13 protein-coding genes, 1 tRNA gene and 1 pseudogene are annotated in these 15,411 nt (G+C 64.9%); 9 read left to right on the forward strand and 6 right to left on the reverse strand.

Going from position 1 to position 15,411, the window contains the following annotated elements:
• Nucleotides 1-55: 55 nt before the first annotated feature.
• The 4 genes from J0F76_RS09045 to J0F76_RS09060 form a co-directional block, all read right to left on the reverse strand.
• The gene (locus tag J0F76_RS09045) at nucleotides 56-2,035 is read right to left on the reverse strand and encodes a PhoX family protein (RefSeq protein ID WP_207468217.1); all 1,980 of its coding nucleotides are present in this window, start codon (nucleotides 2,033-2,035) and stop codon (nucleotides 56-58) included.
• A gap of 155 nt (nucleotides 2,036-2,190) precedes the next feature.
• Nucleotides 2,191-3,117 (reverse strand): ornithine carbamoyltransferase, encoded by a 927-nt coding sequence (argF, locus tag J0F76_RS09050; RefSeq protein WP_207468219.1) that lies wholly within the window; start codon nucleotides 3,115-3,117, stop codon nucleotides 2,191-2,193.
• Nucleotides 3,118-3,269: 152 nt separating this feature from the next.
• Complete coding sequence (locus tag J0F76_RS09055) at nucleotides 3,270-4,436, reverse strand: aspartate aminotransferase family protein (RefSeq protein ID WP_207468221.1); 1,167 nt, start codon at nucleotides 4,434-4,436, stop codon at nucleotides 3,270-3,272.
• Nucleotides 4,437-4,584: 148 nt separating this feature from the next.
• Nucleotides 4,585-5,421 (reverse strand): ABC transporter permease, encoded by an 837-nt coding sequence (locus tag J0F76_RS09060; protein WP_242690099.1) that lies wholly within the window; start codon nucleotides 5,419-5,421, stop codon nucleotides 4,585-4,587.
• A 116-nt stretch (nucleotides 5,422-5,537) separates the two neighbouring features.
• Between J0F76_RS09060 and J0F76_RS09065 the strand changes: the two genes are divergently transcribed.
• Entirely contained in the window at nucleotides 5,538-6,146 is a 609-nt protein-coding gene (locus J0F76_RS09065) for a GcrA family cell cycle regulator (protein WP_207468223.1), read from the forward strand.
• A 21-nt stretch (nucleotides 6,147-6,167) separates the two neighbouring features.
• Here the strand turns inward: J0F76_RS09065 and nudC are convergent, their stop codons facing one another.
• On the reverse strand, nucleotides 6,168-7,115 hold the full coding sequence (gene nudC / locus J0F76_RS09070) for an NAD(+) diphosphatase (RefSeq protein WP_207468225.1): 948 nt from the start codon (nucleotides 7,113-7,115) through the stop codon (nucleotides 6,168-6,170).
• A 100-nt stretch (nucleotides 7,116-7,215) separates the two neighbouring features.
• Here nudC and metG point away from each other — a divergent pair, with 100 nt between their 5' ends.
• The 8 genes from metG to J0F76_RS09110 all read left to right on the forward strand — a co-directional run bounded on the left by metG (nucleotide 7,216) and on the right by J0F76_RS09110 (nucleotide 14,890).
• Nucleotides 7,216-8,934 (forward strand): methionine--tRNA ligase, encoded by a 1,719-nt coding sequence (gene metG / locus J0F76_RS09075; protein ID WP_207468228.1) that lies wholly within the window; start codon nucleotides 7,216-7,218, stop codon nucleotides 8,932-8,934.
• Nucleotides 8,935-9,020: 86 nt separating this feature from the next.
• On the forward strand, nucleotides 9,021-9,941 hold the full coding sequence (gene rocF / locus J0F76_RS09080; RefSeq protein WP_207468230.1) for an arginase: 921 nt from the start codon (nucleotides 9,021-9,023) through the stop codon (nucleotides 9,939-9,941).
• Nucleotides 9,942-9,985: 44 nt separating this feature from the next.
• Nucleotides 9,986-10,070: transfer RNA gene (locus J0F76_RS09085), tRNA-Leu, on the forward strand.
• A gap of 295 nt (nucleotides 10,071-10,365) precedes the next feature.
• On the forward strand, nucleotides 10,366-11,697 hold the full coding sequence (locus J0F76_RS09090) for a tyrosine-type recombinase/integrase (RefSeq protein ID WP_207468232.1): 1,332 nt from the start codon (nucleotides 10,366-10,368) through the stop codon (nucleotides 11,695-11,697).
• Nucleotides 11,698-11,732: 35 nt separating this feature from the next.
• Nucleotides 11,733-12,239, forward strand: a complete 507-nt coding sequence (locus J0F76_RS09095; RefSeq protein ID WP_207468234.1) for a hypothetical protein — start codon at nucleotides 11,733-11,735, stop codon at nucleotides 12,237-12,239.
• 107 nt (nucleotides 12,240-12,346) lie between these two features.
• The gene (locus tag J0F76_RS09100) at nucleotides 12,347-12,538 is read left to right on the forward strand and encodes a helix-turn-helix transcriptional regulator (RefSeq protein ID WP_207468236.1); all 192 of its coding nucleotides are present in this window, start codon (nucleotides 12,347-12,349) and stop codon (nucleotides 12,536-12,538) included.
• 350 nt (nucleotides 12,539-12,888) lie between these two features.
• On the forward strand, nucleotides 12,889-13,218 hold the full coding sequence (locus J0F76_RS09105; protein WP_207468238.1) for a hypothetical protein: 330 nt from the start codon (nucleotides 12,889-12,891) through the stop codon (nucleotides 13,216-13,218).
• The gene (locus tag J0F76_RS09110; protein WP_207468239.1) at nucleotides 13,211-14,890 is read left to right on the forward strand and encodes a hypothetical protein; all 1,680 of its coding nucleotides are present in this window, start codon (nucleotides 13,211-13,213) and stop codon (nucleotides 14,888-14,890) included. The genes J0F76_RS09105 and J0F76_RS09110 overlap by 8 nt, the downstream gene beginning before the upstream one ends.
• 160 nt (nucleotides 14,891-15,050) lie before the next feature.
• On the opposite strand, the pseudogene J0F76_RS09115 reads toward J0F76_RS09110, so the two are convergent.
• Nucleotides 15,051-15,411, reverse strand: a pseudogene (locus tag J0F76_RS09115) (hypothetical protein); the annotation flags it as partial.

The raw sequence follows: 15,411 nt of genomic DNA on the forward strand, positions 1-15,411 counted from the left end.
ATGAACGCAAAAGGCCGCACGATCCGCGCGGCCTTTCTTTTGTGGAAAGCGGGGCTCAGCCGATCCGGCCGCCGCCCTGCCTGGTGATCGCCACGACGGCCGGGCGCACCGGCATCGCGTCGTCGAAGTCCGGCCAACGGGTAGACAGGTCCTCGTAATAGGATGGGCGGCCGTGGCCTTCCCAGTCGTCACCGCCATCGCCCGGATGCTGCACGGCCACGAAGAAGGTGGTCATGTCCTCGGTGATGCAAGGGCCGCACATCTCGCCGCCGACGGGCACGCGATAGAACAACCGCGAGGTGCCGCGCGCCGAACCTTCGGTATCCACGGCCCAGAGCCCGTCCGTGCGCCCCGTGTCCCCCATCGAGTTGCCGTCGGTCGAGACCCACAGCCGCCCGTCGCTGTCCACGGCGGCGTTGTCGGGCATCCCGAACCAGCCGTTCACCGTCGTCTCGGTCGAGAAGGTGGCGCCCACCTCGGCGATCTTCGGGTCGCCGCACTTCACCAGGATTTCCCAGGTGCCGGTTGTCGCCGTGAAGTCGCCGTCCTGCTCGATGATCTCGATGATGTGGCCAAAGGCGTTTTCCACGCGCGGGTTGGCGGCGTTGGCTTCCTCGCGCTTGGTGTTGTTGGTCAGCATCACATAGGCGCGGCCCGTGACCGGGTTCGGCTGGATGTCCTCGGGGCGGTCCATCGGGGTGGCTTCCAGCAGGTCGGCGGCGCGGCGGGTCTCGATCAGCACGTCGGCCTGGCTGGCAAAGCCGTTGGCTTCGGTCAGGGGACCCTCGCCGTGGACCAGCGGCAACCACTCGACGCGGCCATCGTCATGGAAGCGCGCGACATACAGCGTGCCCTCGTCCAGCAGGTCCATGTTGGCGGCGCGGTCGTCGGGGTTGTAGGTGCCCGCCGTCACGAACTTGTAGACGTAATCGAAGCGCTCGTCGTCGCCCAGGTAGAAGACCACGCGGCCGTCCTTCGCGACGACGCTTTCCGCGCCCTCGTGCTTGAAGCGGCCCAGCGCGGTGCGCTTCTTCGGGGTCGAGGCCGGGTCCATCACGTCCACCTCGACGATCCAGCCGAAGCGGTTGGCCTCGTTCGAGTCTTTCGAGATGTCGAAACGCTCGTGGTACTTGCCCCAGGCATAGGTCGCCTCGGGGATGCCCAGGCGTTCGTAATTGGCGGCCTCGGGGTGATCGGCGGGCAGTTCGCCCATGAAGTAGCCGTGGATGTTCTCCTCGGCCATGATGTAGGTGCCCCAAGGCGTCACGCCGCCCGCGCAGTTGTTGATGGTGCCGAAGACCTTCGTGCCCGACGGATCGGCCACCGTTTGCAGGCGCGCATGGCCCGCCGCCGGTCCCGACACCGCCATCTCGGTCTTGGCAGTGATGCGGCGGTTCAGCGCGCCGTCCAGCACCGGCTGCCATTTTCCGTCAACCTTGCGGATCTCGATGACCGTGCCGCCATGGGCCGCCATCTCGATGTTCACGCGGGTTTCGTCGGCCTCGGTCACCTCGATTTCGCCATCCTTGATGGTGACGATGCCGGGGAACATCAGGTGTTCGTTGGTGTATTCGTGGTTCACGACCAGCAGGCCCCGGTCGGCGGCACCGTCCAGCGGGATAAAGCCCACGAAGTCGTTGTTGTAGCCGAACTGGCGTTCCTGCGCGGCCTCGGACTGGTTTGCTGGGTCGAAGTCGGGCGCGTCGGCAAAGACCTTGTCGCCCCAACGCAGCAGAACGTCGGCGTCGTAACCCTCGGCGACGTGGTGGTTGGCATCCACGCCAGCAGTGACTTCGGGAAAGTTGAAGGCCGAGGCCGAGGACGCCTGCGCGTCGCCCGCCGACAGCAGCGCGATGGGGCTGACCGTGGCCGAGATAGCCGTGACCGCCATGGACCCCTTCAGGAACCCGCGACGCGAGAAGCGGGCGGCGATGATTTCGCCCATCGTCCGGTTCCCGGTCGGGTTCAGGCCGGGGCCGTCGGCTTCCTCCAGCTTGCTGGTGCGGAAGATGTTGGGGGTTTGCTGGTCACGCATCGCGCTCTCCTGGCTGGTCGTGGGGGCCGTTCAAGGCCTGTCGGGCAGCGATTAGGCGCAGGGTGCGACAGTGATGCGACTGGATTGTGAAGGTTTTTCAAAACCGATGACGCTCAGGGAAACGCCCGCCATGGGGCGGGCGTTCGCTTGCTTGGTCAAACGCCAAGGCACCAGCGCATCACGGCCTTTTGGGCGTGCAGCCGGTTCTCGGCCTCGTCCCAGATCACCGAATGGGGGCCGTCCATGACGGCGCTTGTCACCTCGTCCTCGCGGTGGGCGGGAAGGCAATGCATGAACAGGCTGTCCGGCTTGGCGCGGGCCATCAGCGCCTCGTTCACCTGGTAGCCGCGCAACTGGTTGTGGCGGCGTTCCTTGGCGGACTGGGGATCGTGCATGGAAACCCAAGTGTCGGCGATGACCAGGTCGGCGCCGTCCACGGCCTTCATCGGGTCGCGCTCGATGGCTATGGCCACGCCCTGGGCACGGGCGAAGTCCAGCGCCTCGCGCTCGGGGTCAAGCGGCGGGGGACCCGTGAAGGTGAAGTCGTATCCGAACTGCCCCGCCCCGTGGATCACGCTGGCGCAGACATTGTTGCCGTCGCCCACCCAGACCACCTTGCGGCCCGCGATGGGGCCGCGATGTTCCTCGAAGGTCATCACGTCGGCCATGATCTGGCAGGGATGGGTGCGGTTCGTCAGGCCGTTGATGACGGGCACGGTGGCGTGTTCCGCCATCTCCAGCAGGGTCGCCTCCTCGAAGGTGCGGATCATGATGAGGTCCACATAGCGCGACAGCACGCGGGCGGTGTCGGCAATCGTCTCGCCATGGCCCAGTTGCATCTCGGACCCCGACAGGACCATGGTGTGCCCGCCCATCTGGCGCACGCCCACGTCGAAGCTGACGCGGGTGCGGGTCGAGGGCTTTTCGAAGATCAGCGCGACCATGCGGCCCGCCAGCGGCTGGTCGTCATCGGGCGTGCCCTTGGGACGGCCGTTGCGGGCGGTCTTCATGGCATGGGCCTGGTCGATGATCGACCGCAGTTCCGCCTTGTCGGTGGTGTGAATGTCCAGAAAATGCTTCATCTTCACGTCTTTCGCGATTTGGGCAAGGAAGCCCGCTTGGACTGCCGGGGTCAACCCCCCGGCGTGATCGGCACGAAAGATGCAGCTATCGTCGGCGCGTCAGCGGGCGGCAGGGATGGGTCCCGCCGCCGGCGATGTGTCTGGATGCAAGCTCACGCAAGACTTGCCGCCGCCCTGTCGAGCCGCGCCACCGCCTCGGCGATCTCCTCGTCGGTGATGTTGAGCGGCGGCAGCAGGCGCAGGGTGTTGTCGGCGGCGGGCACCGTCAGCAGGTGCTGGGCATAGCCCGCCTTGACCAGGTCGGCCGGCGCGGCCTTGCATTTCAGGCCCAGCATCAGGCCCTGTCCGCGCACGCATTCGAAGACGTCCGGGTGCGCCGCGACCAGGCCTTCCAGCTTCTGGCGGAACAGGGCGGCCTTGCGGTTGACCTCGGCCAGGAAGGCGTCGTCGGCGACGATCTCCATCACGCGGGCGCCGACCGCGCAGGCCAGCGGGTTGCCGCCATAGGTGGAGCCGTGCGTGCCCGCGACCATCCCGGCGGCGGCCTTTTCGGTGGCAAGGACCGCGCCCAGCGGGAAGCCCCCGCCAATGCCCTTGGCCACCATCATGATGTCGGGCGTGATGCCCGCGTATTCATGCGCGAACAGCCGACCCGTCCGACCCATGCCGCACTGGACCTCATCCAGCACCAGCAGCGCGCCATGCTTGTCGCAAAGCGCCCGGATCTGCTGCAGGTCGGCGTCGGACAGCGGGCGGATGCCCCCCTCGCCCTGCACGGGCTCGATCATCACGGCCGCCGTCCTGTCAGTGATCGCGGCCTCCAGCGCATCCAGATCGCCCCAGGGAAGCTGGCGGAAGCCGGGCATCAGGGGCCCGAAGCCCTTGACCATCTTTTCCGACCCGGCCGCCGCGATGGCGCCGGTGGAGCGGCCGTGGAAGGCGCCCTCGAAGGTGAGGATCTCGGTCCGGTCCTGGCCCTGGTCATGCCAGTACTTGCGGACCATCTTGATCGCCAGTTCGGCCGCCTCGGTGCCGGAATTGGTGATGAAGACCGTGTCGGCAAAGGTGTGTTCCACCAGCAGGTCGGCCAGCCGTTCCTGCTGCGGAATCTGGTACAGGTTCGAGACATGCCAGATCCGGCCCGCCTGTTCGGTCAGGGCGGCGACTAGGTCGGGGTTCGCGTGGCCCAGCACGTTCACCGCGATGCCCGACCCCAGATCCAGGTATCGGCTGCCGTCCGTGGCGATGGCCCAGGCCCCCTCGCCCTTCTCGAAGGCAATGGGCGCGCGATTGTAGGTCGGCAGGACGTGCGAAATCATAGGGGACTCCCCGATTGGCAGGACGGATGGTGGAAGGCAGGCGGGATCGGACGGTGACGAGACGTCAACGTCGGGGACGGGCGGCGGTGGTGGTGGCGGTCCAGGCGATCATGCCCCCGGCCATAGCGCCGATTTGGCCCCCGCGCAATCACGCTTTCATCCGATAGCCGGTTTTCAGCCAGCGCCACGCCAGCCACAGCACGGCCGCGACACAGCCCGCGCAGATCAGCAAGCCGCGCCAGACGGGCGCGTCGCTGACCCCCGTGACGCCATAGCGCGCGCCGTCGATCAGGTAGAAGACCGGGTTCCAGTGCGACAGGGTGCGGAAGGGTTCCGGCAGGGCATCGACCGAATAGAAGGTGCCGGACAGGAAGGACAGCGGCGTGATGACGAAGTTGGTGATCGCCGCCATCTGGTCGAACTTCTGCGCCAGGATGCCGGCCAGGATGCCCAGCCCCCCAAGCAGAAGCGCCGCCAGAGCCACGAACGCCAGGGTCCATCCAGGATGGGAGATTCCCTGCCCCGTCACCAGGATCATGCCGGTGCCGATCACCGTGCCCACCAACCCGGCGCGCACGACCGATCCGGCCAGATAGCCCGCCAGCAGCTCGCCCGCAGACAGGGGCGGCATCAGCGTGTCGACGATGTTGCCCTGCACCTTGGCCGCCGTGATCGAGCTTGATGTGTTGGCGAAGGCGTTCTGGATCACCGTCATCATCAGGATGCCCGGCCCCAGGAAGACCAGGTAGGGCAAGCCCATCACCGCGCCGCGCCCCTGCCCCAGGGCCAGCGCGAAGATCAGCACGAACAGCGCGGCCGTCATCAGGGGCGCGAAGATCGTCTGCTGCCAGACGGCCATGAAGCGCATCACCTCCCGCAGGGCCAGGGTTTGCAGGCCCAGCCAGTTGACGCGGCCGAAGCGGCGCACGCCCATGGCATGAAGGTCCGGCGTGGCGGGGCCCTGGGGGCGGATCGTGGGGGGCATCTCGCGGTCCTTGAATTTCTGCGGATCGGCGGCTAAATCTCGGCATCCCGTTTCTGACGGGGGCAATCGCAGGTTTCAAGATGGGGCGGCTGACGGTTCCGCCCGGAAAGGCAGCCATGTCCTGGACGGACGAACGCGTCGAGACGCTGAAGCGCATGTGGGCCGAAGGCCAGTCGGCAAGCGCCATCGCCAAGGAACTGGGCGGCGTGACCCGCAACGCGGTCATCGGCAAGGTCCACCGCCTTGGCCTGTCCAACCGCAACGACGAGCCCGAGCCCGTCCCCGCGCCTGCTCCCGAACCCGTTGCGGAAAAGGTCGTCGACCGCAAGCCCGCCCCGGCCCCCCAGCCCATTCGCCCCGAACCCCAGCCCGAGGTTGCCGCAGCAGCAGCCGACCCTGCCCCGGAAGAACCCGTGTCCCAGCCTGTCTTCACCCCCGTCCCCCGCCGCCCCATCGTGCCCGCGGGCCAGCCCCTGCCGCCGCAGCCTTCCGCCAACGAGATCAGCCCGGAAACGCTGGCCTCGGTCCGCGAGGTGGAAAAGCGCGCCCGCAAGCTGACCCTGATGGAGCTGACCGAGCGCACCTGCAAATGGCCGATCGGCGATCCCGCGACCGAGAAGTTCTGGTTCTGCGGCCTGCCCAGCCAGCCCGGCAAGCCTTATTGCGAGGCCCATGTCAGCGTGGCCTTCCAGCCGATGAGCTCGCGCCGCGACCGCCGGCGGTAATCGCCTGAACCCGTGCCCGGCCTAGAAGCCCGGCACGCGGCCTTCCACCCAGGCGCGCAGGATCGCCTGGGCGATCGCGCCCTTGCGCGCCGGCATGATCCTGTCGTGCTGCCCGGCCAAGGCTAGCGCGACCTCGGCCTTGCTGGCCCACAGGGCATCCTCCAGTTCCTTTGGGTCGATGGCGATGTCGCGCGTCTCGGCCCGCGCCACGCAGCCGATCATCAGCGAGGCCGGGAACGGCCAGGGTTGAGAGGTCAGGTAGCGCACGGTGCCCACCCGCACCGACGATTCCTCGTGAACCTCGCGCCGCACGGCTTCCTCGACCGTCTCGCCGGGTTCCACGAAACCCGCCAGCAGCGAATACATCCGGTCGTCCCAGCCGGGCTGGCGTCCCAGCAGGACATTGTCGCCATCCAGCACCAGCATGATGACCACGGGATCGGTGCGGGGAAAATGCTGCCGCCCGCAGGCCGGGCAGTCAAACCGCCAGCCCGCATAGGCCACGCGGTTGCGCGCGCCGCAGTTGGAACAAAAGCCGTGGCTGCGCCGCCATTCGAAGATGCCCTTGGCCGGGGCCGCGATCCCCGCGTCGCGATGATCCAGGTGCGACAGGACGGCGCGCAGGTCGCTGAAGCCGCGGGTCCCGGGCAGGCCGAACAGCGCCGCGGCATCGCCGTCCGGCGGCATCGAATCCGCAAGCTCGACGGCGAAATGCGCGGTGCCGCCTTCATCCAGGCCCAGGAACAGCGACGTCGCGGCCGTGCCGGCGACCATCGGGTCGCCCGTCGCCAGCCAGACCAGCCTCGGCCCCGCATCCGTCGCGTCGAACAGCGGCTTGCCCTGCCAGAACGGCAGCACCCGGCTGGCGGGATCGTCAAGAAGGGCGGCCATGGCGCCGGCGTCGCCGCGCAGCCGGTCCGCGCGATCCAGGTAGCTGCCGGCAAAGGTGACTTCGGATTCGTCGATCATGCCCGCGACGCTGCACCGTCCTGCGCGCGGCGGCAAGCCCCGGCACTTTCCATCGCCCCCCAAGGCGGATACACAGGCGCCCGACCAAAAGGACGCGATCATGGCCCGCCATCTCATCACCTCTGCCCTGCCCTACATCAACGGCATCAAGCACCTGGGCAACCTCGTGGGCTCGCAACTGCCCGCCGATCTCTATGCCCGCTTCCTGCGGGCGCGGGGACACGAGGTGATGTTCATCTGCGCCACCGACGAACACGGCACCCCGGCCGAACTCGCCGCCGCCAAGACGGGCGAGCCCGTGGCCGACTATTGCGCGCGGATGCATGGCGAGCAGTCGGCGCTGGCACGGGGCTTCGGCCTCTCCTTCGACCATTACGGCCGGTCTTCCAGCGACCGCAACCGGGTGCTGACCCAGCATTTCGCAGGGCGTCTGGCCGACAACGGCTATATCGCCGAGGTCAGCGAGAAGCAGGTCTATTCCGTCGATGACGGCCGCTTCCTGCCCGACCGCTATATCGAGGGCACCTGCCCCAACTGCGGTTACGACAAGGCGCGCGGCGACCAGTGCGAGAACTGCACCAAGCAGCTTGACCCGACCGACCTGATCGACCCGCGCAGCGCGATTTCCGGCAGCACCAACCTTGAGGTGCGGGAAACCAAGCACCTGTATCTGCGCCAGTCCGCGTTGAAGGACCAGATCAGCGACTGGATCGACAGCAAGCGTGACTGGCCGATCCTGACCACCTCGATCGCACGGAAATGGCTGGACGACGGCGACGGGCTGCAGGACCGGGGCATCACCCGCGACCTCAACTGGGGCGTGCCGGTGAAGCGCGGCGACCAACCCTGGCCGGGGATGGAGGGCAAGGTCTTCTATGTCTGGTTCGACGCGCCCATCGAATACATCGCCGCGACCGCCGAATGGGCCGATGCCAACGGCAAGACCGACGCCGACTGGCGCCGCTGGTGGCGCAACGATGAAGGGGCGGACGACGTGACCTATACCCAGTTCATGGGCAAGGACAACGTGCCCTTCCACACCCTGTCCTTCCCCGCGACCCTGATCGGCTCGGGCGAGCCGTGGCGGATGGTCGATTACATCAAGTCCTTCAACTACCTGACCTATGACGGCGGGCAGTTCTCGACCAGCCAGGGCCGTGGCGTCTTCATGGACCACGCGCTGGAGATCCTGCCCGCCGACTACTGGCGCTGGTGGCTTTTGTCCCACGCCCCCGAATCCGGCGACAGCGAGTTCACCTGGGAGAACTTCCAGCAGTCGGTGAACAAGGATCTGGCCGACGTGCTGGGCAACTTCGTCAGCCGCATCACCAAGTTCTGCCGGTCCAAGTTCGGCGAGACTGTCCCCGACGGCGGCAGCCACGGCCCCGAGGAAGAGGCGCTGATCGATGCGCTGACCACCCGCATCCGCGCCTATGAAGGCTTCATGGCCGCGATGGAGGTGCGCAAGTCCGCGTCCGAACTGCGCGCCATCTGGGTTCTGGGCAACGAATACCTGCAATCCGCCGCCCCCTGGTCCACGTTCAAGACCGATCCCCAGAAGGCCGCCATGCAGGTTCGCCTGGGCCTGAACCTGATCCGCCTTTATGCGGTCCTGTCGGCACCTTTCATCCCCTTCTCGGCGCGCACGATGTTGGAGGCGATGGGGACCGCGGACGACGGCTGGCCCGACGACGTGACGGCGGCGCTGAATGCCCTGCCCGCGGGCCACGCCTTCACCGTGCCCGAGGTGCTGTTCGCCAAGATTACCAACGAAAGCCGCGCCGAATGGGAAGACCGCTTCAAGGGCGTTCGCCAGTAACCCTTTCGCAAGCCTTGCCGGGCGGTGGACATTCCCGCCCGGTCTGCCTTTAGTTGCCGCGAACGCCGTCAACCGAAAGGTCCGCCATGACGCATTGCATCCTTCTGGGCGCCCCCATGGACGAGGGCCAGCGCCGGCCCGGCTGTCTCATGGGGCCCGCCGCCTACCGCGTCGCCGGTCTGGCCCAGACCCTTGTCGCGCTGAACCACACGGTCGAGGACCGGGGCGACGTGCTGCCCGGACCCGCGCCCGCCGTCACCTGCGTCAATCCCGCCGTCCACCACCTGCCCGAGATGGTCGCCTGGACCGACGCCCTGCGCGAGGCCGTAGCCGATGCCCTGCCCGACGGCCTGCCCATCGTCATGGGCGGCGACCATGCCCTGGCGCTTGGCACCGTGGCAGGCGCCGCCGTCCATTCCCGCCGCCAGGGCCGCCCCCTGTTCGTGATCTGGCTGGACGCCCACAGCGACATCCACACGGTCGAGACCACGACCTCGGGCAACCTGCACGGCACGCCCATGGCCTATGCGCTGGGCCTGGGGGGCTTCGATCCCTTTCCGCCCTTTCCCCATCCGGTTCCGGGCCAGAACATCTGCATGTTCGGCATCCGCAGCGTCGATCCGGCCGAACATGCCGCCCTGCAGGCCATCGACATCACCGTGAACGACATGCGGGTCCTGGACGAACAGGGCATCGTCGCGCCCTTGCGCGCCTTCCTGGACCGGGTGCAGGCCGCGAACGGGATGCTGCATGTCTCGCTGGACGTGGACTTCCTCGACCCCTCCATCGCCCCAGCCGTCGGCACCACCGTCCCGGGCGGCGCCACCTTCCGCGAGGCGCACCTGGTCATGGAACTTCTGCACGAATCGGGGCTGGTGACATCGCTGGACCTCGTGGAACTGAACCCGTTCCTGGACGACCGGGGCCGCACGGCCAAGCTGATGGTCGATCTGGTCGGCAGCCTGATGGGCCGCAAGGTCTTCGACCGCCCGACCCGCAGCTTCTGAAAGCCTTGCCAATCCCCGCCCCGCCGATTAGCGACACGCATGGCGCGGGCGTGGCGGAATGGTAGACGCATGGGACTTAAACTCCCTGGAGCTTCGCTCGTGCGGGTTCAAGTCCCGCCGCCCGCACCAGCTTTCCGGACCGGAAACGCAGACGGCCAGCCCCGGGGGACTGGCCGTTTCTGTTTGGACCGTGGTGCCGGTGAAGGGACTCGAACCCCCGACCCCATCATTACGAATGATATGCCCCTATGTTTCGGGGCGTATCAGATAAGATCAGAGCGGAACAGTAACCTACTGATTTTCTGAATTTCTGCATTCCTCTTGTATCCCGTTGTAACGGTCTGTCTCGGCGCCTATCATCAAGATCTGTTACCCCAGATGTTACCCCTGATGCTCGGGGTAACGCGGATCGAGAGGATAGAGGATGGCAAAGGCGCTGACCGCGAAGGCCGTCGAGGCCGCAAAGCCGAAGGCCACACGATACGAAATTCCAGATGCGCGCATTGCCGGATTGTTCCTGGTCGTGCAGCCATCGGGCGGCAAGTCGTGGGCGTGGCGGTATCGACTTGCCGGAAAGCCGAAGAAGCTGACGATCGGGCCTATCCTGGCGGATCGATCCGAAGAGCGCGTGCCGCATATCGGCGATGCTCACACTCTGGCCGAAGCGCGGGCGGCGGCAGAGAACGCGGCGCGGGTGCTGGCCGAAGGCGGTGATCCGGCTGCCTTGAAGCGCGCGGACGTCCAAGCCAGCCGCGAGGGAACCGACACGGTTGACCATGCCCTTGAAGAATACCTGCGCCTGCACGTCGAGAAGAAAAACCGCGCGAACACGATTGCCAGCGTCAAAAGCTTCCTCGCCCTGCACGTTCGCCCCGCATGGACCGGCAAGAAGCTGAAGGCCATCGCGGCGAAAGACGTGCGCGATCTGATGCGCAAGGTTGAGGATCCGGTCGAGAAAAACGGAAGGATGCGCGGCGGGCCGGTTGCTGCCAAGCGGGGCCATGCCGTGCTATCCCGGTTCTTTGCCTGGTGCGTCACAGAGGGAAAAATCCCGGCCTCGCCGGTTATCTCGACCGCTGCACCTTCCTCACCTGAAGCGCGTGACCGGATCCTGACCGACGACGAAGTGTCGCTCGTCTGGCGGGCCGCTGACCGTATAGGCGCGCCGTTCGGCCCAATGCTCCGGTTGCTGCTGCTGACCGGCCAGCGCCGGGAAGAGGTTGCCGCGATGCGCTGGGCGGAGATCGAGGGCATCCACGGCCCAGCGCCCTTGTGGGTGATACCCGCGTCACGGTCGAAGAATGGAAAGCCTCATGCCGTTCCCCTCGCGCCCGAGGCCGCGGCCATCTTGCAGGCCCTGCCGCGCGTCACTGATCCTAACACCGGCAAGGAAAGTCAGTTCGTGTTTACGACCACAGGCGAGACACCTGTATCAGGCTACTCAAAGGCAAAGGCGCGGCTGGACCATGAGATTGCAGAACTGGTCGGGGATGAAGCCGATCCGATCCCGGCATGGCGCCTGCATGATCTGCGCCGTACGGTTGCGTCGGGGATGGCGCGGCTGGCTCAGCCCGTCCATGTGGTTGAAGCGGTCCTGAACCATCGCAGCGGCGCCATCTCCGGGGTGGCAGCGGTCTACATCCGTCATGAATTCGCCGATGAGAAGCGCGCAGCCTTGTCCGCATGGGCGCGTGCGGTGATGGCTTTGGTCGAGCCGAAAGAAAATAACGTAATCGAACTGGCGGGGGCGCGGTAATGAACGCAGAGCAAGACAACTGCGAGGCCCTTGACGTGCTGGTCGATTACTTCGTCACCGGCGCAGGATGGTCGATCGAAAGAGCACGAGACGGCGTAATAACTGCATGGCTGAAAGCTGGCGACATTGCGCCCTATCTCTATTTCACAGCGATTGGTCATACACCTTCGAACGCAGTGGCGCGTCTGATCGCCCGGATGATGATCAAAGGCGAAGAGCCTGGCGCCGATGGATTCGAGGATCTGCCGTTCGGATTGAAGCTGACAGGCGACATGCGTGGGCGTCCTGATCAACTCGCGGAGTTACGGAAGTTCCTAGGCGTCAGACATTCTATGACGTTGAGCAAAGGGCGGAAGAAATCTGGCGCCGCCTCATATTCCGGCGCAGCAGATGATGAAGCGTCTGACCTTGCATCGACTGTGAAGGTTGGCAAGCGCATGATAGCCACCAGAACTATCCGACAGGCACGTGAACAGATTGAGCGGGATCTTGACGCAGGGCGCTTCCCGAAAATTCTTTCAAGTCTTATCTCGTTGAATTAATTGCAAAAGGCAACCATTCTCTAGAGATTGTATGCCAACTCTTTCTGTGGCCTCACCTTCGGCTATGTGAATATTGGTCTGTATCCGGTTACAAAAGGATACAAACCATGCAAGCCGATCGCCGCGAAACTCGCCTGATCCCGACAAGCGAAATGCCGTTTTCGCGCATGACGCTCTGGCGCCTGCCGCAGACTGACCCAAGCTTCCCGAAGCCGATCAAGATCGGAAATCGGAACTACTATCGCTCTGACGAATACCAGCAATGGATTGAAGAAAAGAGCGCAGAGCGCGCTGCCTAACCCGTCCATGACATGCCGGAACGGAAACCGCCCGGCCATGTCGAAACACAACCGGGCGGGCAGACAGTTATCCAGTTGCGAATATCGCATCATCTGCGCCGCCGCACAACCCTGCGAGGCAAAATATGCGCTTCACCAATATCATAACCCGTCTGCCGGTCGATCCGATCGCACGCCGGCAGCCGGACGGCAGCATAATTTATGTGCTGCCATATAACCGGCACCGGATCGAGATGCCGCCGCTTATTTTTCCGCCGCATTCCTGGCTTTCCCGGTTGCCCCTGACAGAAATCGTTAAAGGGTGTGGGCACCTGGAATATCTGATCACGACCGCCCGGATGGAGGCGCTGATGGACAATGCCGACGCCCTGCCGGAACTGACCGACCGCAACGTGATCCTGTTGGCCGATTTGTCCGATCTGCTGCCGATTGTCCTCCGCAAGGCTGCGGGCGGGATCGGAGCGCGCTGGCCGTCCACGCACCTCCTGCCGGTCTTTGGCAACTGGCCGACCTTCTCGGACGTCCAAGAGCGGTTCAGGGTGCGCGACGGGCAGCAAGAGGTCTATGACGCCATCGGCTTCCTTCATGCCGTCAACGCCTCGCTGGACCTGATCGAAGGACGACTTGGCTCGAAGTCGCGGGCGCTGATCGGCTTGGACGGGGGGCACGGTGATGACTGACCTTTCCCCGCCCGATTGGATGTTCCAAGCTGGTGATCCTGGCCCAGCGCCCGATGATTGGGACTATGCCCCCGCCGGAAACATGTCGCCCGTGCGGGCTGGCGCTGGGCCGGCAAAAGCGCAGGAGAACACTGACGACACTGTCGCACACCTGATGCGACAGGCCCGGCGCCCCATCATCGAGTATGTGGATTGCGAACTGCCGCGCATCGTCAATATGGCTTGCAAGGCCCTGGTCGATGCTGGCGTCCCGCTTTATTCACGCGACACGGCCCTGGTCCGTCCTGTGACTATTCGAGGCACGGCACGCGGCAACTTGGTGCGATCGGACGGCGTGACGATCCTCGTGCCAGTGACGAAGGCCGGGCTGGTCGAAATTCTGACAGCGGCGATCGACTGGCGGCGCTTCGATGGACGGAAGGGCGAATTTAAGCCTGTATCCTGCCCGCCTGTGGTCGCAGAGACGATCCTGGCGCGGCAGGGTGACTGGCCCTTCCCGCAACTCGCTGCAGTCGTCACAGCGCCCACCATGCGCCCAGATGGCTCAGTGCTAAACGTGCCGGGTTTCGACTGCGACACTGGCATCCTTTTCGCCAGCGATCTCAACTGGCCCACCGTTCCCGCCGCGCCCAGCAAGGCCGCTGCACAGACCGCGCTGGCCGATCTGCGCGACCTGATCGAAAGCTTTCCGTTCGTGGAGCCGTCCGATCGGGCTGCCGCCTTGGCGATGATCCTGACCGCAATCGCGCGGCCTGGCCTGCCATCCGCGCCCATGTTCGGGGTGAGCGCCCCAACGCCAGGAACCGGCAAGTCGAAGCTGGTGGATATTGCCGCAATCCTCGCGACCGGGCAGGCCGCATCCGTCCTGTCGGCCCCGCGCGAGGAAGCCGAGATGCAGAAGCAGATTGGCGCAGTCCTGATGGCAGGCGATGCCTTCATCACCCTCGACAACATCGAGTATCCGCTACGCTCGGAATTCCTGTGCCAGGCGCTGACGCAAGCCAGTGTCGCGGTGCGGGTGCTGGGCGAAAGCAAGACGCTGAAGCTGCCGACTAGCGCAACGTTCTGCGCGACCGGGAACAGCCTGCGCTTCGCTGGCGACCTTACGCGACGGGTGGTGCTGATCAACCTGGATGCGCGGATGGAGCGGCCCGAAGAACGGGTATTCAAGCGCGATGTTATCGCGGTAGCAAAGTCAGATCGCGTTCGCCTGGTAACGGCGGGCATGACGCTGCTGCGGGCCTTCATTGCGCAACGGGGTCCAAGGATCGTTCCTGCGCTGGGGTCCTTTGAAGGTTGGTCGAACCTGATCCGGTCTGCATTGATGTGGCTGGGCGAAGCCGATCCGCTGGGGAATGCAGCAAAGGTTCGTGAGAATGACCCAGAGCGCGAAAGGATGTTGTCGATCCTCGCGGCCCTTCCTCGGGGACGATCCTGGACAGCCAGTGAAATCGGAAAAGAGGTCCAGTCAAACGGATTGCTATCAGATGCGCTGTTCGACTTTATGGAGCGCGGCAACCTGAACACGCGAAGGTTCGGCCACTTCCTCGCGAAGAACGAACGCCGGATCATGGAAGGCCGCGCAATTGTTCGGCGGGGCGAAAGGCAAAAGATCGCGCTATGGACAGTTGAGGACTTGGGGTTGGATCCAAGTGACCCAGATGACTTCTAAAGCAGTGACCCCGCCAAAAGCGGGGTTTCTCTATTATGGTATGACCGTTTAAGAATTCCGATGCGTCAGGGGCAGCAATGCGTTCCTTGTGGTCATTCCCCCGTCATTGTGGGCACCTGATGAGAGAAGAGCAAAACGGCAGCCTTGATAGGCTCTCCATCTATGAGAACTCGGCGTACTCACGAAATAGAGAGAGTTCTTCAATTTTTGGGACGGGATCCAGCTCTTCTGGCTTGCTGATTACGATCTTTGTCACATCAAGCGCCTCGACCAGTGCCGGATTGCTGATCCAATCGTTATTCCAGAGCTTTGCCGCGTGACCGTTAACTATCTGGCAGATCGGCTCAGAACTCTCAAATGTCAGGCCAACACCCTTAGCTTTGGTTACGCGTTGCAGCCAAACCTCAAGATGACCATTGTGCGGTACCCGCTGCAGGTCACGTCCGTCAAGCTGGTGTAATTTCCCAGATGGCCTGAGGTCATGATCAGGCGGCTTTTGTGGTAATGCTGAGAATGGGGTC

This window comes from Paracoccus fontiphilus, from assembly GCF_017356265.1.
Lineage (GTDB): Bacteria > Pseudomonadota > Alphaproteobacteria > Rhodobacterales > Rhodobacteraceae > Paracoccus > Paracoccus fontiphilus.